This is a genomic window from Gordonia sp. ABKF26 (assembly GCF_041103195.1).
GTDB lineage: Bacteria > Actinomycetota > Actinomycetes > Mycobacteriales > Mycobacteriaceae > Gordonia > Gordonia terrae.
This window is the reverse complement of the sequence record NZ_JBGCVZ010000003.1, coordinates 2,031,410-2,050,803: the sequence shown is the minus strand read 5'-3', so window position 1 is coordinate 2,050,803 and position 19,394 is coordinate 2,031,410. Positions and strand designations below refer to the sequence as shown.

Annotated in this window: 18 protein-coding genes; 3 read left to right on the top strand and 15 right to left on the bottom strand. The window is 68.4% G+C overall.

Annotation, left to right across the window (positions count from 1 at the left end):
* Window positions 1-70: 70 nt before the first annotated feature.
* Both secA and raiA read right to left on the bottom strand, forming a co-directional pair.
* Window positions 71-2,896 (bottom strand): preprotein translocase subunit SecA, encoded by a 2,826-nt coding sequence (secA, locus tag AB4Z55_RS09525; RefSeq protein WP_004023508.1) that lies wholly within the window; start codon window positions 2,894-2,896, stop codon window positions 71-73.
* 174 nt (window positions 2,897-3,070) lie between these two features.
* Entirely contained in the window at window positions 3,071-3,892 is an 822-nt protein-coding gene (gene raiA / locus AB4Z55_RS09520; protein ID WP_064570067.1) for a ribosome-associated translation inhibitor RaiA, read from the bottom strand.
* 355 nt (window positions 3,893-4,247) lie between these two features.
* Between raiA and AB4Z55_RS09515 the strand changes: the two genes are divergently transcribed.
* Window positions 4,248-4,919 (top strand): ComF family protein, encoded by a 672-nt coding sequence (locus AB4Z55_RS09515; RefSeq protein WP_369519613.1) that lies wholly within the window; start codon window positions 4,248-4,250, stop codon window positions 4,917-4,919.
* 96 nt (window positions 4,920-5,015) lie between these two features.
* Here AB4Z55_RS09515 and lpqB read toward each other — a convergent pair whose 3' ends face one another.
* Genes lpqB through mtrA form a run of 3 tightly spaced genes read right to left on the bottom strand, consistent with a single transcriptional unit; the run spans window position 5,016 to window position 9,120 of the window.
* Window positions 5,016-6,764 carry an MtrAB system accessory lipoprotein LpqB gene (gene lpqB, locus AB4Z55_RS09510; protein ID WP_239399342.1) on the bottom strand — a complete coding sequence of 583 codons (1,749 nt, stop codon included), beginning with the start codon at window positions 6,762-6,764 and terminating at the stop codon, window positions 5,016-5,018.
* Window positions 6,761-8,437 carry an MtrAB system histidine kinase MtrB gene (gene mtrB / locus AB4Z55_RS09505; RefSeq protein ID WP_248643245.1) on the bottom strand — a complete coding sequence of 559 codons (1,677 nt, stop codon included), beginning with the start codon at window positions 8,435-8,437 and terminating at the stop codon, window positions 6,761-6,763. The genes lpqB and mtrB overlap by 4 nt, the downstream gene beginning before the upstream one ends.
* Window positions 8,434-9,120: an MtrAB system response regulator MtrA gene (gene mtrA, locus AB4Z55_RS09500; protein ID WP_081487056.1), complete on the bottom strand. Its 687-nt coding sequence runs from the start codon at window positions 9,118-9,120 to the stop codon at window positions 8,434-8,436. Before mtrA ends, mtrB begins: the two co-directional genes overlap by 4 nt.
* Window positions 9,121-9,208: 88 nt before the next feature.
* Here mtrA and AB4Z55_RS09495 point away from each other — a divergent pair, with 88 nt between their 5' ends.
* Both AB4Z55_RS09495 and AB4Z55_RS09490 read left to right on the top strand, forming a co-directional pair.
* Window positions 9,209-9,862, top strand: coding sequence for a dTMP kinase (locus tag AB4Z55_RS09495; RefSeq protein ID WP_248643246.1), 654 nt, complete (start codon window positions 9,209-9,211; stop codon window positions 9,860-9,862).
* Between the two features lie 64 nt (window positions 9,863-9,926).
* On the top strand, window positions 9,927-10,736 hold the full coding sequence (locus AB4Z55_RS09490) for a hypothetical protein (RefSeq protein ID WP_248643247.1): 810 nt from the start codon (window positions 9,927-9,929) through the stop codon (window positions 10,734-10,736).
* 97 nt (window positions 10,737-10,833) lie between these two features.
* Here AB4Z55_RS09490 and ahcY read toward each other — a convergent pair whose 3' ends face one another.
* The 10 genes from ahcY to AB4Z55_RS09440 form a co-directional block, all read right to left on the bottom strand.
* A complete protein-coding gene (gene ahcY / locus AB4Z55_RS09485) occupies window positions 10,834-12,303 on the bottom strand; it encodes an adenosylhomocysteinase (protein ID WP_101820560.1) in 1,470 nt (489 codons plus the stop codon).
* 107 nt (window positions 12,304-12,410) lie between these two features.
* Window positions 12,411-13,967: an amino acid permease gene (locus tag AB4Z55_RS09480; RefSeq protein ID WP_004023517.1), complete on the bottom strand. Its 1,557-nt coding sequence runs from the start codon at window positions 13,965-13,967 to the stop codon at window positions 12,411-12,413.
* A gap of 309 nt (window positions 13,968-14,276) precedes the next feature.
* On the bottom strand, window positions 14,277-14,579 hold the full coding sequence (locus tag AB4Z55_RS09475) for a WXG100 family type VII secretion target (protein ID WP_004023518.1): 303 nt from the start codon (window positions 14,577-14,579) through the stop codon (window positions 14,277-14,279).
* 58 nt (window positions 14,580-14,637) lie between these two features.
* Window positions 14,638-14,961, bottom strand: a complete 324-nt coding sequence (locus AB4Z55_RS09470; RefSeq protein WP_014927790.1) for a WXG100 family type VII secretion target — start codon at window positions 14,959-14,961, stop codon at window positions 14,638-14,640.
* 118 nt (window positions 14,962-15,079) lie between these two features.
* Window positions 15,080-15,925 carry an ESX secretion-associated protein EspG gene (locus AB4Z55_RS09465; protein WP_369519612.1) on the bottom strand — a complete coding sequence of 282 codons (846 nt, stop codon included), beginning with the start codon at window positions 15,923-15,925 and terminating at the stop codon, window positions 15,080-15,082.
* Window positions 15,922-16,974 carry a PPE domain-containing protein gene (locus tag AB4Z55_RS09460; protein WP_369519611.1) on the bottom strand — a complete coding sequence of 351 codons (1,053 nt, stop codon included), beginning with the start codon at window positions 16,972-16,974 and terminating at the stop codon, window positions 15,922-15,924. The genes AB4Z55_RS09465 and AB4Z55_RS09460 overlap by 4 nt, the downstream gene beginning before the upstream one ends.
* Window positions 16,975-17,052: 78 nt before the next feature.
* A complete protein-coding gene (locus tag AB4Z55_RS09455) occupies window positions 17,053-17,364 on the bottom strand; it encodes a PE family protein (RefSeq protein WP_004023522.1) in 312 nt (103 codons plus the stop codon).
* Window positions 17,361-18,695: a hypothetical protein gene (locus tag AB4Z55_RS09450; protein WP_369520994.1), complete on the bottom strand. Its 1,335-nt coding sequence runs from the start codon at window positions 18,693-18,695 to the stop codon at window positions 17,361-17,363. Before AB4Z55_RS09450 ends, AB4Z55_RS09455 begins: the two co-directional genes overlap by 4 nt.
* A gap of 14 nt (window positions 18,696-18,709) precedes the next feature.
* The gene (locus AB4Z55_RS09445; RefSeq protein WP_004023524.1) at window positions 18,710-19,018 is read right to left on the bottom strand and encodes a type VII secretion target; all 309 of its coding nucleotides are present in this window, start codon (window positions 19,016-19,018) and stop codon (window positions 18,710-18,712) included.
* Window positions 19,019-19,076: 58 nt separating this feature from the next.
* Complete coding sequence (locus AB4Z55_RS09440; RefSeq protein ID WP_033205141.1) at window positions 19,077-19,388, bottom strand: YbaB/EbfC family nucleoid-associated protein; 312 nt, start codon at window positions 19,386-19,388, stop codon at window positions 19,077-19,079.
* Window positions 19,389-19,394: the final 6 nt, after the last annotated feature.

Below are 19,394 nucleotides of genomic sequence, written 5' to 3'. Positions count from 1 at the left end.
GGTCCGAAAAAAAATCGCCGGCGGCCGGCCCCGGAGAACCAGGGCCGACCGCCGGCGGTCAGAACACGTGTCAGCGGCGCTGCTTCTTGGACTTCGGGGGCTTGGGCCGGGCCCCCTTGGTGGTCGCACGGGCCGCTGCGCGGCGCTCACGTCGGCTGGCGGATTCCGCCGCGCCCGAGAGCTCCTCCTCCTCGGAGTGCACGACCGTTCCGCCGCCCTCGCCCGGACCGGAGTACGTGACGGCCGGGTCACCCGACTGCGCCGGTGCCCGCAGGGCGGCCGGGGCCTGTGCACCGGACTCGGCCACCGGGGCCGCCGGCACGGGGGCCGGGGCGCCCGCGCCCACCGCCGCGCGCAGGTCGGCCGCGCTCGGGAGCGGCTGCTGCTGGGCCGGCTGCTCGGTCTGGACCTGGGCGTTGAACAGGATGGTCAGCGCCTCTTCCTTGAGGCCCTCGAGCATTCCGTGGAACATGTCGAAGCCCTCGCGCTGGTACTCGACGACCGGGTCACGCTGCGCCATCGAACGCAGGTGGATGCCCTCGCGCAGGTAATCCATCTCGTAGAGGTGGTCGCGCCACTTGCGGTCGAGCACGCTCAGCAACACACTGCGCTCGAGCTGGCGCATCGCGCCCTCGCCGGCGATCGAGTCGATCTGCTTCTCGCGGGCGTCGTATGCGGCACGAGCGTCGTCGACGAGCTTCTCGCGCAACTCCTCGGCCGAGATGTCATCGCGCTCACCGTATTCGGACTCGCCGACGACATCTTTCGGATCGAGTTCGATCGGATACAGCGCGCGCAGGGCCGACCACAGCTCGTCGAGATCCCAGTCCTCGGCATATCCCTCGGCCGTCGCGCCCTCGACATAGGCCCCGACGACATCGGAGACCATCTGCTTGACCTGCTCGTGGTGATCCTCGCCCTCGAGGATCGTGCGGCGCTCGGCGTAGATGACCTTGCGCTGCTCGTTCATCACCTCGTCGTACTTGAGGACGTTCTTGCGCATCTCGAAGTTCTGCTGCTCGACCTGCGTCTGAGCGCTACGGATGGCCTTGGTGACCATCTTGGCCTCGATCGGCACGTCGTCGGGCAGGCGGTTCATGATCGCCTCGAGCGCACCGCCGTTGAATCGGCGCATCAGTTCGTCGGCGACCGACAGGTAGAACCGCGACTCGCCCGGGTCGCCCTGGCGGCCCGAACGACCGCGCAGCTGGTTGTCGATACGACGCGACTCATGTCGCTCGGTACCGAGCACGTACAACCCGCCCGCCGCGCGGACCTCCTCGGCCTCCTTGGCCGCGCCGGTGCGCGCGACCTCGATGGCCTCGTCCCACGCGGCCTCGTACTCGTCGGGCGTCTGCACCGGGTCGAGTCCGGCCTTGCGCAGCCGGGTGTCGGCGATGATGTCGGGATTGCCGCCGAGCACCACGTCGGTACCACGACCGGCCATGTTGGTCGCGACGGTCACCGCACCGAGCCGGCCCGCCTCGGCGATGATCTGCGCCTCCTGCTCGTGGAACTTCGCGTTCAGGACGCTGTGCGGCACCTCGCGCTTCTTGAGCTGGCGCGACAGGTACTCCGAACGTTCGACGCTGGTTGTACCGATCAGGACCGGCTGGCCGGTCTCGTGGCGCTCGGTGACATCGTCGACCACGGCGGCGAACTTCGCCTCTTCGGTCTTGTAGATGAGGTCGCCCTGGTCCTTGCGGATCATCGGCTTGTTCGTCGGGATCGGCAGCACCCCGAGCTTGTAGATCTGGTCGAACTCGGCGGCCTCGGTCTCGGCGGTACCGGTCATACCGGACAGCTTCTCGTAGAGACGGAAGTAGTTCTGCAGCGTGATCGTGGCCAGCGTCTGGTTCTCGGCCTTGATCTCGACGCCCTCTTTCGCCTCGATGGCCTGGTGCAGACCCTCGTTGAAGCGACGACCGTCGAGCACACGCCCGGTGAACTCGTCAACGATCATGACGTTGCCGTTGCGGACGATGTAGTCCTTGTCCCGCTGGAACAGCTCCTTGACCTTGATCGCGTTGTTCAGGTAGCTGACCAGGGGCGAGTTGGCGGCCTCGTACAGATTGTCGATGCCGAGGCGATCCTCGACGAACTCGACGCCGGCCTCGTGGACGCCGACCGTCTTCTTCTTGATGTCCACCTCGTAGTGCACGTCGCGCTCGAGGAGCGGGGCGATCCGCGCGAACTCGGTGTACCACTTGCTCGACCCCTCGGCGGGACCGGAGATGATCAGCGGCGTCCGGGCCTCGTCGACCAGGATCGAGTCGACCTCGTCGACGATGGCGAACGCGTGACCGCGCTGGACGAGATCCTCGAGGGAATGCGCCATGTTGTCGCGCAGGTAGTCGAAGCCGAACTCGTTGTTGGTGCCGTAGGTGATGTCGGCGGCATAGGCCTCCCGACGCGCGGCCGAGCTCATCCCGGTCAGGATCACCGCGGTGTCCAGACCCAGGAACCGGTGCACGCGACCCATCCACTCGGAGTCGCGTTTGGCCAGGTAGTCGTTGACGGTGACGACGTGGACGCCGTCACCGGAGAGTGCGTTCAGGTACGCCGGGAGCACACAGGTGAGCGTCTTGCCCTCACCGGTCTTCATCTCGGCGATGTTCCCGTAGTGCAGCGCCGCGCCGCCCATGATCTGGACGTGGAAGTGCTTCTGGTCGAGGACGCGCCACGCGGCCTCACGGGCCACCGCGAACGCCTCGGGCAGCAGCTCGTCGAGCGACGCCCCGTCGGCGATCCGCTCCTTGAACTCGTCTGTCTTGGCGCGCAACTCGGCGTCGGTCAACGCCTCGACATCATCGGACAGCGCCTCGACGTGCGATGCGATCGCATCGAGTCGCTTGACCATGCGGCCTTCGCCGACACGCAACAGCTTGTTCAGCACCGTGGATCGAGTCCCTCACCTGTAGAAAACACACGGAATCCGGCCCGCGCGAACGCACAGACCGGATCCCATGGTAGCGAGGTGAGCTGAGCAGACCCTGATCGGACCGTCAGGTGGTCCCGAGTTCCTCGCTCGGGACCGAACCGGTGACCGCCGATCAGGGCCGCTCGGGGGTCACGTCAATCTGATGAGGCCGTAGTCGAAGGCATGCCTGCGGTAGACCACGGACGCCTTGTCGGTCTCCTTGTCGTGGAACAGGAAGAAGTCGTGGCCGACCAGTTCCATCTCGTAGAGCGCGTCGTCGACGGTCATCGGTACCGCGGTGTGCTCCTTGACGCGCACGATCTGGCCCGGCGTGTACTCCTCCACACCGTCGTCCCACCGTTCGGCCGTGTCGACGGAGTCCGTCCCGGGATCACCGACGAGGCCGTCGACCGACAACTGGTTGTCGCGCAGGGGTGGCGCACCGATCTCGGTGGCCTCGGCGACCGAGAGCGGCCGACGGTTGCCGTGGTGGACACGCCTGCGGTCCTTGACGCGACGGAGTCGGGACTCGACCTTGTCCAGCGCGTGTTCGAGCGCGGCGTAGAAGTTCTCGCCACAGGCCTGCGCCCGTACGATCGGCCCCTTGCCCGTCGCGGTGATCTCCACCTGCTGACAGGACTTGGACTGTCTCCGGTTGCGTTCGTGGTTCAGCTCGACGTCGAATCGGTAGATGGTCGGATCGAAACGCTCGAGGCGAGCGAGTTTGTCGCCGACGTAGATGCGGTAGTGGTCGGGGATCTCGACGTTGCGGCCGCTGAACACGACCTTGGCTGTGGGTTCGGCGGGATCGTCGGATTCCACCGTTCCCGGTGGGCGGACGAAGGCGAACTCTGGATCGTAGGAATCGTTCTCGGCTGGCTGGCGGTCGGGCGCGAGGCCCTCCTCCACGGTCGGCCGTGGGTCGGCGGTCTTCGGTTCGCGCTGGCCTTTGCGGTGGATGACTGTGGACATTCAACTACCTCCTGAATTGTCCCGAAGCCGGTTGAGTCATCGTGATCTGTTGTCGCACTGATGATTCGAACGGCACCGAGGATGTGTCCATGTCAGCTGACAGCTGACACTCTGGCTACAGGGGCATCACCTCCCGGCAAAAGCGGTCGTGGCCGGCGCCGGCCTCGAGGGCCGCCGGCAACCTGCTGTACCCCCGACCGTAGCCGCAAGTTCCGGTATCGGCCACGTTTTGCGGCGCCGCGTCGGCATGTCGGGACGATCGGGGTAGAAGGTCCCGGCCGAGCCCCCCGCGCCGGTTGTCCACAGCCTCGGCCGGGACCCGCCGCACCGGATCGGGTTGGTCTACCGTCGGCGGGTGACACGGCAGTGGGGCATCTTCCGTGCCGGGGCCGATCTCGTGCTCCCGGTCCTCTGCGGTGGGTGCCGGCGCCCGGGGACCCGATGGTGCCCGCGGTGCGAACACGCCCTGTCCGACGTTCCGATCGCCGCCCGTCCACGGGTCGAACCGGGCGTCGCCGTGTGGGCGCTCGGCCGTTATCGGGGTCCGCACCGGCAGGCGATCATCGAGATCAAGGAACACGACCGCCGAGACCTCGCGCGCCCGCTCGGCACCGCACTCGCCCGCGGCATCCGCGTGCTCGCCGGCTGGGGCGAGCTCCCCGACGCCGACCGGATGCTGTTGATCCCGGCCCCCACACGCCGGATGACCGCGCGCCGGCGGGGTGGCGACCCGGTCACCGCGGTGGCGTCGTATGCGGCGCCGGTCCTGGGCCGACGCGTACGCGTGGCACCGCTTCTGAGGACGGCGGCGACCGCACGGGATTCCGCCGGACTCGATGCCCGGGCCCGTGCCCAGAACCTTCGAGGTGCGGTGCGACTACACGCTGGCGGCCCGCCGACCCGAGGGTCGACCGCCATCCTGGTCGACGACGTACTGACCACCGGCGCGACCGCGGCCGAGTCGGTACGCGTGCTGTCCGAGAACGGGATCGACGTCGTCGCGGTCGTGGTGCTGGCCGCTGCCTGAGGACCGTTCTCGACCCGGATCTCGCCGCGTCGAGCGCACCGGCCGAGGTCGCATGCGTTCTCGATCCGACCGGCGGCCGCAGAGACCGTCTGCCGATCAGGGCAGAACGGGGATCGCGCCGCCGATCATCGCCGGCTCGACCTCGGTCCAGTACTGGTCGGGCTGTCCGTTGCTGCTGCCCAGACGGAGGACCCCGCGCTGATCACCGACGTAGATCGTGGATGTGTTGGCGACCACGGCCCGCACCGGCGGTGACACGTTGCCGCTCAGCAGGCCCACTGCCGGGGTGCCGTCGATCGACAGCTGCACGACCGGCGACTCCGGCGCCTCGCGCGCGATCATCAATGTCGTCGGCGACGCCCAGTCCACCGAGACCGCACGGTTGCCGATGTTGTAGGCGGCTATCCGTGGACTCGTCAGCGACACCCCGCCCTCGGCGTTGGTCGACAGGACGGCGAAGACGATCTGTCCCCCGACCACGAGGGCCGCGCGCACCCCGTCCGGCGCCACCTGCATCTCGGTGATCGCACCGCGGGCCACCGTCGGGATCGACGACGCCTCGACGGGCACCGTCTGGGTACCGTCGTCGTCGCGTTGCCACTGGATCGGCTTGCCGTCGACCACGACCCAGACCGTGTTCTCGTCGGCGCCGAAGGACGGACGGGTGATCGAGGAGCCGCCGACGATCGGACCGATGTCGCCGCCGTAGTCACCGATCACCAACTCGAGCCTGCGATCGGGCCCGGACAGGCCGCGGACCGCCGCGACCCGCGCCCCGTTGTCGGAGATGGTCGCCGAACGCAGGTCGCGAGCGGTACCCAACGGCCCCTGAACGGGCACCGTCGCGGTGTCGGTCACCGCGCGCAGGGCTCCGCCGGTGATGATGTTCAGCCCGACATCGGTGGTGGGCACGGAGTTGGGGTCGAAGGCCCGGACGTCGGCGGTCTGCCATCCGGAGGCCCGCTCGGCGGCCAGCGGGGCGCCGTCGGCGTCGATGACATAGGGGCCGGAGATGTCGGCGCCGTCGAGAGTCCAGATGATCTGGGCGGCGAGCACGGCGCGATCACGGGCCGGCGCGCTCCCGATGCCGTCGAGGTCCACCCGCACCCCGCCGCCGGCGAGACCCACGACCGGGCCCCGCAGCGCGGCGTCGTTGGGGAAGCCGCTGTCCACGGCCGCCGCCAGATCCGAGGCGGGGCCGGCGATCAGACGGTTGACCAGGACGGTGGGGTCGGTGGCCTGGCCGGCATAGAGCCAGCGCGGGTCGGGCACCAGTCGGCGCCCGGTTCGGTCGCTGAAGTACAGCGAGACCGGGCGGTAGGTGTTGTCGAACTGGTCGCGGTCGATCATCGTTCCGCTCGGCAACGGACCATCGATCCGCCACTGATCACCGGATCGCGTGAGGCTGATGCTCGTCTCCACCCGCCCCGACGCCGGGAGCAGCTGACCGTCGGACTTGAGGGTCCCGACGTTGTCGCCGATCAGCCGCATCCGCACCGAGTCCTCGTTGCGCTGGTCGACGAAGGTGTTGATCTCGTCGACGATGAGCGCGTCGCCGCGATCGTCCCATTGCTGGGAGGCGACCGGGGTCAGGAATGCCCGGGCTGCACGATGAGCCGAGTCGGGATCGACCGTGGACTTGAGGAAGGCCCGCACCAGCGCCTCGGGGTCCATGTCGGCCTGCGGCACCGGGACCGCGTTGGTGGCGCCCTCCCGCTCGAACGACTTGATGGGTTGCGGCGAGGAGTCGTTGGGGATCGCGCCGCACGCGGAGACCACGAGGAGCGCCGCGACGGCCAACGCCAGCGCGAGAACACCGCGGGCCGACCGGGATGACCGGCTCATTCCGCACCCACCCCCGGGCTGCCCGGAACTCGGCCGGACGTCTTGGGCACGGACGTGCGCTGCAGGGTGCCCACCGACTTCAGCGGCAGCGGGGAGCCCAGGACCTTGTGCCCGCGCACGAGCGGCAGGGTCAGCCGGAAGCACGCACCCTTGCCCGGCTCGCCCCATGCCTCGAGCCTCCCCTGGTGCAGGCGCGCGTCCTCGATGCTGATCGCCAACCCGAGACCGGTACCGCCCGAGCGCCGGAACCGCGACGGGTCGGAACGCCAGAATCGGTTGAACACCAGCTTCTCCTCCCCCGGACGCAGTCCGATGCCCTGATCGCGCACGGTGATCGCCACCGCGTCACCATCCGAACGCATGGTCAGCGTCACCGGTTTCCGTTCACCGTGGTCGATGGCATTGGCGAGCAGGTTCCGCAGGATGCGCTCGACGCGACGCGGGTCGATCTCGGCGAGGACCGGTTCGGCAGGCAGGTCGAGGACGAGCTCGGTGCCGGTCTCCTCGGCCAGATGACCGACCGTGGCGAGGGCGCCGTCGATCGGGATCGCCATGTCCATGCGTTCGGCGGCGAGTTCGGCCATGCCGGCGTCGTGGCGCGAGATCTCCAGCAGTTCGTTGAGCAGCGTCTCGAAACGGTCGAGCTCCTTGTCGAGCAACTCCACCGACCGCTTGCGGACGGGGTCCAGATCCTCGCGGCCCTCGTAGAGCACGTCCGAGGCCATCCGCACCGTGGTGAGCGGGGTGCGCAACTCGTGACTGACGTCGGAGGTGAACTGGCGCTGCAGCCCGCCGAACTCCTCGAGATGGGTGATCTGTTTGGACAGACTCTCGGCCATGTCGTTGAACGACATCGCGAGCCGGGCCATGTCGTCCTCACCGCGGACCGGCATCCGCTCCTTGAGTCGGCCATCGGCGAACCGCACCGCGATCCGCGACGCCGACCGCACCGGGATGACGACCTGCCGCGAGACGAGCCAGGCGATCGCGGCCAGCAGACCGAGCAGCACGATGCTGCCGGTCAGCAGGGTGCCGCGGACCAGATCGAGCGTGTTCTGTTCGGCGGTCAGCGGGAAGACGAGGTACAGCTCGAGGCCGGGCACCGAGGCGTTCGTGGGACTGCCCACGATCAACGCGGGCGCCCGCCCGCCCGTCCCATCGGGGACCTGGGTGTACTGGTAGGCCACCTGCCCGCCGCGCACCATGTCACGCAGGTTCGACGGCACCTCGGCGGTCGGTCCGACGCCGCTCGCGACCCCGTTGTCGGAGCCTCCCGGCACCAGCAGCACGGTGTCGAAGGCACCGACCGCGCCCGACGCCTGGCCGGTGTCGGCATCTCGGTCGGTGAGCAGCGATCGCGTCTGACGCAGTCGGTTCTGCACCGACATGTTGCCCGCACCGCTCGAGAGGTCACGTTCCACGGAGATGCGGGCCCGGTCGATCTCCTCGGTCGCCGCGGCCAGCTTGACGTCGAGCAGCCGGTCGGTGATCTGGGTGACCAGAACGAAGCCGAGGATGAGGAGCACGACGACCGACAGCACCAACGTGGACACGACGACCCGCAACTGCAGCGAGCGCCGCCAGATGTGCCCGAAGGCACGTCCGACAGCGCCGGCGGTGCGGGTGAAGCGTCCGAGAGTGCTGTTGACCCGTCGTCGAGATCGACCGATCACGGCGGGCCGGCCTTGTAGCCGACCCCCCTCACCGTCAGGACGACCTCGGGATTCTCCGGGTCGGTTTCGACCTTGGCGCGTAACCGCTGGACATGCACGTTGACGAGTCTAGTGTCCGCCGGATGCCGGTATCCCCACACCTGTTCCAGGAGGACATCGCGGGTGAAGACCTGACGGGGCTTGCGCGCCAGTGCCACCAGCAGGTCGAACTCGAGCGGGGTCAGCGAGATCGGCACGCCGTCGCGCGTGACCTTGTGCGCCGGGACGTCGATCTCCACCGGCCCGATCGACAGCAGCTCGGCGGGTTCCTCGTCGGTCCGGCGCAGTCGCGCGCGTACTCGGGCGACGAGTTCCTTGGGCTTGAACGGCTTCACCATGTAGTCGTCGGCGCCGGACTCGAGTCCCAACACCACGTCGACGGTGTCGGACTTCGCGGTCAGCATCACGATGGGCACACCGGAGTCGGCGCGGAGCACCCGGCACACATCGATGCCGTTCATGCCGGGCAGCATGAGGTCGAGGAGTACGAGATCGGGTCGGATCTCCCGGACGGCGGTCAGAGCCTGTGTGCCGTCGCCCACCACGAAGGGCTCGAAACCCTCGCCGCGCAGCACGATCGTCAGCATCTCGGCGAGCGCGGCGTCGTCGTCCACGACAAGGATGCGGGGCTTCATGATGTCAATGGTGACATCACCGTGATGAAACCGTGGTGATCGACGCGCCGGGACGGACGTTCTGACCCGATCGGTCCAACCCCCTAGACTCCCCCGCGTGGGTCAATTGATAGCCGTCGAAGGACTCGACGGCGCCGGGAAGAACACGTTGGTCACCGGTTTGATCGATCGGTGGTCGGCGGCCGGACTGCGGGTCGCGACCTTCACGTTCCCGCGCTACGGCCGGTCGGCAACCGCCGACATCGCCGCCGAGGCCCTGCACGGTTCGCACGGTGATCTCAGCGACAGCGTGTACGCCATGGCCTTGCTCTTCGCGCTCGACCGAGCCGGCGCGGTCGATGACATCCAGGCCGCGACCGACGCCCACGACATCGTGATCCTCGACCGCTATGTCGCGTCCAACGCCGCATACAACGCGGCGCGGCTCGACCAGGACGCCGCCGGTGAGGTCGTGCGCTGGGTCGTCGACCTGGAATTCGGACGATTCGGCATGCCCGTCCCCGACCGCCACGTACTGCTCGGGGTCTCCCCCGAGGTCGCGATGCAGCGCGCCGCGGCGCGGGCCGAGCGGGATGCGACACGGGCCCGGGACGCCTACGAGCGGGACGAAGCGCTCCAGCGTCGCGTCGACGCCGTGTATCGCGACCTCGCCGACGCCGCGTGGATGTCACCCTGGTACCGCTACGACGGCGAGAACATCCAGGACCTGGCCCTCCATCTGAGCGCAGGCCGGACGGCACCGACCGAATGACTCGATCGATGCTCCCGTCGCGCGGTTTCGATAGCCTTGGACCAACGATTTCGGAAGGCGTTCCATGACCTATCAGCCACCTCCACCTGGTGGCGGGCCATCGCCCTACGGCCCACCCGGCCCCGGTCAGCAGGGTCCCGGTCAGCAGCGTCCCGGTCAGCAGGGTCCGGGACGTCCGTATCCCGGTCCGCCCGGCCCCCGCGGGTACGGCCCCCCGCCCGGCCGCGGCCCGGTGCCGCCACCCGGCGCTCCGTATGGCCGTCCGCCGTTCGCTCCCGGACAATACGGGCCGCCCGCGCTCGCCCCGGGCTTCGGCGGTCCGCCCGGGCCACCACCGCCGCCCCGCCGCAACACCGGGGTGATCGTCGCGTGGGTGCTCGGCGGCGTCGCGGTCGTCGCGGTGATCGCGCTCGTGGTGACGGTCGTGGCGACCAGATCGTCGTCGGAGGACTCCGCGGCTGCCGGCACGTCGAGCCCCTCATCCGCCCCGACCTCGACCACGAGCGACCCCTCGCCGAGCGGGACCGGATCGGAGCCGGGGTCGACCGACTACACGGCGCTGGCCGAGATCCGCTCCGCGTTGCTCGCCTACATCACGGCACACAACGCGCGCGACGTCGGCCGGATGCGCGCCGCGGTGTGCACCCAATCCCGCGATCGGGTCACCGAGGCACCACCCGCCGACGGCGGCGACATCGTCCTCGACGGTTTCCTCGACACGGCCTTCGACGGCAACGTCGCCCAGTCCGAGGTCGTGTCTCACCTCGAGAAGGGCACGGAGAGAACGGCTTCGGAGAAGTCGAGGGAACGGTTCCTCAAGGAGCAGGGTTCGTGGATCTACTGCCCCGACGCCGAACCCGACATCGGCACCTGACCACATCCGTACCTGACCGCACCCGCACCATACGACGCCGGCACCATACGACAAGGGGCGTCCCACCTCGGTGGGACGCCCCTTGTGTCGTTGACGATCAGTAGCGGTAATGCTCGGGCTTGTAGGGGCCCTCGACGTCGACGTTGATGTACTCGGCCTGCTCCTTGGTGAGCTTGGTGAGCGTGCCGCCGAGTGCCTCGACGTGGATGCGCGCAACCTTCTCGTCGAGGTGCTTGGGCAGACGGTAGACCTCGTTGTCGTACTCGTCGTTCTTCGTCCACAGCTCGATCTGCGCGATCACCTGGTTCGAGAAGCTGTTGCTCATCACGAACGACGGGTGGCCGGTCGCATTGCCGAGGTTGAGCAGGCGCCCCTCGGACAGCACGATGATCGACTTGCCGTTCTCGAAGATCCACTGGTCGACCTGCGGCTTGACGGTGATGCGCTTGGCACCCGACCGCTCGAGCCCGGCCATGTCGATCTCGTTGTCGAAGTGACCGATGTTGCCGAGGATCGCCTGGTGCTTCATCGCCCGCATGTGCTCGAGGGTGATGATGCCGAGGTTGCCGGTCGAGGTGATGACGATGTCGGCGTTGCCGATCGCGTCCTCGACGGTGACGACGTCGAAGCCGTCCATGAGCGCCTGCAGTGCGTTGATCGGGTCGATCTCGGTGACCTGGACACGGGCGCCCTGGCCGGCGAGCGACTCCGCGCATCCCTTGCCCACGTCGCCGTAACCGCAGATCAGCACCTTCTTGCCGCCGATGAGGACGTCGGTGCCGCGGTTGATGCCGTCGATCAGCGAGTGCCGGGTCCCGTACTTGTTGTCGAACTTCGACTTGGTGACGGAGTCGTTGACGTTGATCGCCGGGAAGGCGAGATCGCCGGCGGCGGCGAACTGGTACAGGCGCAGAACGCCGGTGGTGGTCTCCTCGGTGACGCCCTGGACCGATTCGGCGATCGCGGTCCACTTGCCCTTGTCGGTCTCGAAGCGCTTGCGCAACAGTTCGAGGAACACCTTGTACTCGGCCGGATGATCGTCCTCGGCGGGCGGGACCACGCCGGCCTTCTCGAATTCGGCGCCGCGCAGCACGAGCATCGTCGCGTCACCGCCGTCGTCGAGGATCATGTTCGCCGGTTCACCCGGCCAGGTCAGCATCTCCTCGGCCGCCCACCAGTACTCCTCCAGGGTCTCGCCCTTCCAGGCGAAGACCGGCACACCCTTCGGCTCTTCCGGGGTGCCGTTCGGGCCCACCACGATCGCCGCGGCGGCGTGGTCCTGGGTGGAGAAGATGTTGCACGAGGCCCAGCGGACCTCTGCGCCGAGCGCGGTCAGGGTCTCGATGAGAACGGCGGTCTGCACGGTCATGTGCAGCGAGCCGGAGATCCGAGCCCCCTTGAGCGGCAACACGTCTGCATACTCGCGTCGCAGTTCCATGAGTCCGGGCATCTCGTGCTCGGCGAGCTCGATCTCCTTGCGGCCGAAGTCCGCGAGGGACAGGTCGGCAACCTTGTAGTCGATTCCGTTGCGGCTGTCGGCCTTCAGCTCGTCCTGAGCAGTCGTCATCTGATCCCCTTGTCGTTCGCGTCGGGCGCCTGATGATGCAGGCGCGAATGCGTTCGATCCAGGCTATCGGAACGACCGGCCGGTTCCGAGGGGCAGGGGCGTCGGATTCAGCTACCGCGCGCGGGACCGTCGTCGGCGGCGACCCCGTGGGCAGACGCATCGACCTCGCCCACCAGCTCCCCGCGCTCCCTTCGCGCGAAGACCGACTTGCGATAGCCGTAGGCGAAGTACACGACGACGCCGAGGACCATCCACACGACGAACCGGATCCAGGTCTCGACCGACAGGTTCAGCATCAGCCACAGGCACGCGAGGATCGACAGGATCGGTACCAGCGGGACGAGCGGCACGCGGAAGCCACGCTCGAGATCGGGCCGGGTCCGGCGCAGGACGATGACTCCGACACTCACCAGCACGAAGGCGAAGAGCGTGCCGATGTTGACCATCTCCTCCAGCGTCCCCATCGGGAAGAAGGCCGCGAGCACGCCCGAGACGACACCGACCAGGATGGTGAATCGCACGGGGGTCCCGCGCTTGCCCGTACGGGCAAGCGATCGGGGCAGCAGGCCGTCGCGGGCCATCGCGAATCCGACGCGGGTCTGGCCGAGCATCAGCACCATGACGACCGTCGTCAGACCGGCGAGGGCACCGAGGTTGATGACCCAGCCGGCCCAGGTCACCCCGTGATACTCGAACGCGGTGGTGAGGGTCGACCCGGACACCTCACCGGTCGCCGGGTCCGTCTTGTCGGCCAGTTCCGGGTACGGAACCATGCCGGAGACGACCAGGCTGACGCCGACGTAGAGAACGGTCACGATCGCAAGGGATCCGAGGATGCCGCGGGGCATGGCCTTCTGCGGATTCTTGGTCTCTTCGGCGGTGGTCGCCACGACGTCGAAACCGATGAAGGCGAAGAACACCAGCGACGCGGCGGCGAGCAGGCCGTACCACCCGAAGGTGCTGCCCTCGGCACCCGTGATCGCCGAGAACAGCGTCTGGTGCAGACCCGACTCTCCTTCGGCCGGCGGAGCAGCGGGGGGTACGAACGGGTCGTAGTTCTTCGCCGAGATGTAGAAGGCGCCGACAACGATGACGAGCAGGACGACGAAGACCTTGATCGTCGTGATGACGAGCGACACCCGCGACGACAACTTGGTTCCGAGGGCGAGCAGGACCGTCAAGACCGCGATGAGCAGGACCGCACCCCAGTCGAAACTGATGGAGTCGGTGATCTCGATGGATGCCGACGTCCCGAGGATGTTGCCCAGGTAGAGGGACCACCCCTTGGCGACCACGGACGCCGCCAACGCGAACTCCAGGATCAGGTCCCACCCGATGATCCAGGCGATGAATTCGCCGAACGTCGCGAAGGTGAAGGTGTACGCACTACCGGCGACCGGCACCGTCGATGCGAATTCGGCATAACAGAGGGCGGCGAGTCCGCACGCGATGGCGGCCAGCACGAAGGCCAACGACACCGAGGGTCCGGCGAGATTGCCCGCCGTGCGCGCGGTGAGAGTGAAGATTCCGGCGCCGACCACGACGGCCACACCGAAGACGGTCAGATCCCACGAGGTGAGGTCTTTGCGGAGTTTGGTATCGGGTTCGTCGGTGTCGGTGATCGATTGCTCGACCGACTTGACGCGCCTGAACGGGCTACTCATCGGGTCCTCCCATGGTCCGGCGGAACCAGAGTCACTGGCCCACCCGCGGTCGTGCGACGAGGACGAACTCGCCTGGAGCGAATGCCTACGCTATCCGAACGATGTTCGGATCGAAGCACATCCGCAAAGGCGTGTCAGTCGACGTGCGAAGCACCTTTCCCAGTTGCCCGACACCGGAAACCTCGGGACGGCTCCTGACCGACGCCGTTGTGCCCGCCCTGGGAGGCGGGCGAAGCGAACGGGGACCCTTTCGGGCGCGTGCCCGGTGGGGTCCCCGTCTGGCGTCTGGGCAGTGCGAGGCTTCGGCGGTCAGACGAGACCGCGGAAACCCGTTCCGATCGCTGCGTCGGTGTCCTGCATGACGCGGCTGGCGTTGCTCACACCCTGCTCGAGCGAGGTCAGCGAGTCACGAGACTGGGTGAAGATTCGATCGAACGCGCCCTGCGCGTCGACGTAGGCAGCCTTGGCCTGCTGCGAGTTCCAGTTCCCGTCGAGCGCGGCGACCTGCGCCTTGAGCTGAGAGTTGAGGTCCTCGAGCTGGGTGAAGGCAGCCCGGAGGCCGCCGCTGAGATCGCCGAGAGCGGCGAAGTCGTAATTGATCGAGCCGTTCATGGATGTTCCTTTCGCAGAACGTGGAGTTGAGAAGGCAGGCCGTGGTCAGACGCCGGTGTCAGACGCTGGTGTTCAATCCGCGCGCCGCAGCCGCGTCCTGGTCCTCGTAGCCGGCGAAGCCGTTGGTGAGCTGGGTCTTGATCTGCTCCAGCAGCTGGTTCATCGTCAGCGCGGCCTTGTTCCAGTCGGTGTGCGTTCCGTCGAACGCGACGCCGGCCGAGCCCTGCCATGTCGGCGTCGCATTGCCGGCGTGCTGCGCGATCTGGTTGATGACAGCCTTCATGTCCTCGACGAGACTGCCGACCTTGGCTGCGGTGGCCTGTCCGTCCGCGACGTTCACGGTGACGCCGGCGCCGCCGCCTGCTCCGGGCAAGTTCAGCATGAGTGCTCCTCCTGTGTAACGGCACCGTTTGGCGATGCCCCCGTTGGTATCCGTGACACAGATACCCCTGACAGTTGATTCCCGCGGCGGTCTGTTCCGCGGAATCCCCCGATGCGGATCATGGCATCCATTTCCCGTCGGGCAGGGTCTCTATCAACAGGCTGACCGCCTGTGCGATTCGATGACCCGTTCCCGGCGAGAAGGTGGTCCACACCCGACCGTCCGGGGACTTGCTGGGACTGGACACGATTCGACCCCGCTCGGTGTCGAAAACCGCCACAGCTCCAGAAGATTGAGCGAATCGTCCGTCCTCGTTCATCGAGGCGACGATCTCGGTGCGCGTCCGGCACGACGCGAAGGCGGCCGACACGACGGCGGCATCCGCCGGAGTCGCTCCCAGCGCGTGCAGGGCGTCGGTCGTCTCGATTCCCGTCCGACAGCGGCCGAGCCGGTCGACCACCTCGTCGGACGGAGCCGCGAAGGCCGTGAAGTCAGCCGGCGTCGACGCATCGGATCCGGGTGCGTCGAACTGTGCCCGCACGATGCCGGCGAGTTCCGCCACATCGCCGACGTCGACAACCGTGATGTCGACCCCCGGCCCGGTTCGCTTCGCGAGTACATGCTGGTGACCGTTGCGCGCCAGGCATATTCGGCGAACGGCACCGTCGGAGAACGATCGGATCTCGATCTCGCGCCATGGTTGCGCCAGCACCCTCAGCACCGTCGCGGCCCACGCCGACGGCTCGCCGTGCTCGACGAGTCCGAGTGCCTCGATCGTCGCGTCGGCTTCGGAGTCCGAGTCGGAGTCGGCGGTCGTAACGGATTCCGTGTCAGCGCCGTCATTCTCGGCGACGTCGCCCAGATCGAGAACGACCGGCCAGGTCTGGACCCCGAAGCGTTCGCCCAGCCTGCGCAGGACCGCGGCGTCGACGAGCAGCCCGGCGTCGTTCGTGATCGGCATCATCGGCGCTCACCCGGGTTGCCGAGCATGAGCGTCTCCGATAGGTATCGGGGATCGACATCCGGACGGAGGTCGGTGTCCGGCTCCGAGACATAATGTGCGGCAGGGCGATCCGACGTGGCCAGATCGGCCCACGTGGCCGTCTGCTCCGTCGTTTCGCTCGCCGAGGACGTCGGTGCGTCCGGCGAGTCGAGATCAGCGGCGACCGTGCGAACGACTGCACCGCGGTCTGCCGCGGCGACGCCGGGGGCCACCGGAGGTGGTACGCCGGGACCCGGACCGGGAGCCGACGTGGCCGGCGCCCCGCCGGGCGTCGTGGTGGTGACCTGCGGTGAGCTGCTCGCCACGATGGTCGGTGCGTACTTGAGCTTCTCGGGCGGCGGTACGAACACTCCCCCGAAGCCCACGGGCGTCACCGCACCGGGAGGCGCCGCGGACGCCGGAGTCGGCAGCGGTGGTGCCGATGCACGCGCTGCGGCCGCCTGCTCGGCAGCGAGCGGGTCACCGGACACCAGCACCGGCGCCGGCCGTGCCGATTCCCATGGCGCGGCAACCGATTCGGTGGCGTTTTCATACGTCTGCATCACCCGCGCGGCGCGCATGCGCTGGTGCGCGACCGCGCGCTCGGCCTGGGCGGCGGCGCCGGCGATGATCGGGGCGACCGCCGTGGCCGTGGTGGCGATCTCATGCAACTTCTCGACGACGTCGACCTCCGCGAGGTCGGGCATGTTGAGCCGCGCGACGGTGATGGCTGCGGCCTGCGATTCGGCGCGCGCCGCATTCTCGACGGCCTCGGCCGCGACGTCGGCGAACCATGGTGCCAACCGCGTCAGTTTCTCGAAAGCCGCACTTGTGTGGGCTGACTGCCAGTGTGCGCCCAGCCGTGCCAGCACGGCCGCGTACTCGACGCCCGCTTCCCCGACCTCGGCGGCGAGGGCGGCCCAGGCCAGCCCGGCTTCCGCCAGCGGCGCGGGGCCGGGCCCCGCGCCGAGGTCGGCGGCGAGTTGTTCGGTCGGACGGGTGTCCCAGTTGACTCCGGTGAAGCCGATCACGAGCGCCTCCCTTCGATGCCGGCGGATTGTGGGTGTGTGAGCTGAGTGGCGCTGCTGCGCAGAATGTTTCGGGCGCTACTAGAGCGCCACCCGGAAGGCGTCCGACGCCGCGGCATCGCCCTCGATGAAGCCGGCGGCCTGCGCTCGGAGGACGGCGGCGATCTTCCGCATCTCCGTGACTCCCGTCGCCGTGTCCGTCTCGAACTTCTCGGCGACCGCGGTGAAGCTCGCGGCGGCCGCGGTCGACACCTCGTCTCGGCCCTGGGCCGCGACCGGGAGTGCGCGGCCCGCGCCGGTGAGCGCCAGTTCGAGGCGATCGGCGATCCGGTCGAGGTCGCTTGCCGCCGAGATCAGTTCGGCGGGTTCGACGCGGAGTCGGGAGTTGCTCATACTTCCTCGTTTCGTTTCGGACCGGGCACGCCCAGTCGGAGTTCGATGTCCGGACTCGGATCGCTGTCGGCGGCTTCGTCGAAGCCGATGACAGCCGGCGCGACCTCGGGTGACTCACCGACCACGCGACGACCGTTGTCCTCGGTGACCAGATAGTCGGGGACCGCGTGCTGGTCTTCTGCGGCGCCCGCGCCCCGCGCACCGGCCGCACCCATCGGGGCACCGGCCATCGGCGCGCCGCCCATCGGCATCGCCGCGGGTCCGGTCACGGTTCTGGCCGTCGTCGATCCCCCGAGGGCGGGTTCGCCGAGGGAGAAGTTCGTCGGGACGGTCGGCCGAGAAGCACCGAGCGGCGTCATGACTCCACCCACGCCGCCGATGCCGCCGCCACCACCGCCGCCTCCCCCACCGCCGCCACCGCCGCCTCTGGACTTCGGTGACAGCGCGGCCGGGACCACGGCCGGCGATTCGTGATCGACGTTCAGCATCTTGCTGATCGGCTGCATCAGGGAGGTCGGCAACTCGGTGGCTGTGGACATGGCCGGCGACACGACGTCGAGAATGGAACTCGCGAGCGTGAACGGCGATTGTCCGGCGCCGGCCGTGGGTGCGCCGGTGACCGCGACCGGTGCTCCGTTCACCGCCATGGCAGTTGTCGGGCCGAGTAGTTCGGCCCGGGTCACGGCGACCGCGGCGGTCGCCTGCGACAGTCCGATGGAGGCGAACCCGGCCGCAGCCGCGAAGCCCGCGCCGACCGCCGGTGTCATCATCATGGGGACCGCCATGCTGGTGATCTTTGCGACTGTTGCCGCGATGATCCCCTGCACCACCGCCAGCCCCTTCGCGACGATGGCGGCAGCGGTCTTGGTGTCCAGCGAGATCCCGGAGCCCTGCGTCGCGAGTGACGAACTGTTGGCACCTGCTTCCGCGGTCTTGGCGCCGGCACTCACCGCACCCTGCCCGGTCCACAACTGGTCGGCGAGCTTGAGTGCGCTCTGCCCCATCGTCATCGACGTCTCGAGCACCTTGGTGAGGCTTTCGAAGATGACCGTCGGGTCGAAGCCGCCGCCGGAGAGGTCACCGGTGCCGAAACCACCCAGCAGATCGGTCATCGGCTTGATGAACATGTCCAGATTCGGCGGCTGCAGCGGAGGCAGTCCCGGCAGCGGCGGCAGCGGCGGCAGAACGGGCAGCGGCGGCAACCCCATCCCGCCGAGCACGTCTGCGACGGTTCGGTCCAGGATCGGCCCGAGCGGTGTCGCCTCGATCATCTGCTGCACCGTCATGTGGTTCAGGGCCGGCACATCGGGGATGCCGGGTGGTGCCGGCATCTGCGGTGGAACCGTCACAGCACCGAGCGGATGGCCGCGGCGCTCGAGGCATCGGTGCCCTCGAATTCGGCGAGACCCGCCGCGGTGGACGCGGCGGTGGCTGCGTGTACGGCCGCCAGCTGGCCCACCGACATGAGATGACTGGCCTGCGCCGCGATGAACGCGGCGAGAAACTCCTGGCCGATCAGCCCGAAGACGGGGACCATCGCTGCCGTGTTGGCCGCGGCGTCGATGGAACCCGCGGTCCCGACCGCGGTCGCCATCGCAGCGTTCGTTGCGGCGAAGCCCTCGAGCACCTCCGGCGTCACCTTGACGTCCGTCATTCTCGAACCCCCTCGTTCTCGTGAGTCTGATGAAACGATTCCGTGTCGGCCGAACCCGTCATTCGGCCGGACGAGCGGCCAGCATGTCGCCGAACGACTCGTTGAACTCCTCGGTCACCGCGGCGATCCGGGCGTAGACCTTCTGCGCGGCCAGCGCGGCGGTCGTCACGACCTGGTCGGCCAGGCGGCTCGCACCGAGTTCGTTGGCGCCGTAGGCGAATTCGAGGTCGACGAGCGCGCCCTTGCCGTCCACCTCGGCGGTGACCAGCCCGTCGGACGACGTCTCCCGCACCGAGATCCCGCGCAGTTTCTCCTGGAACTCGTGCAGGCCGTCGAGCTGCCGTTGCGCGCGCGCCTCGAGTTCGTCCATTCCCCA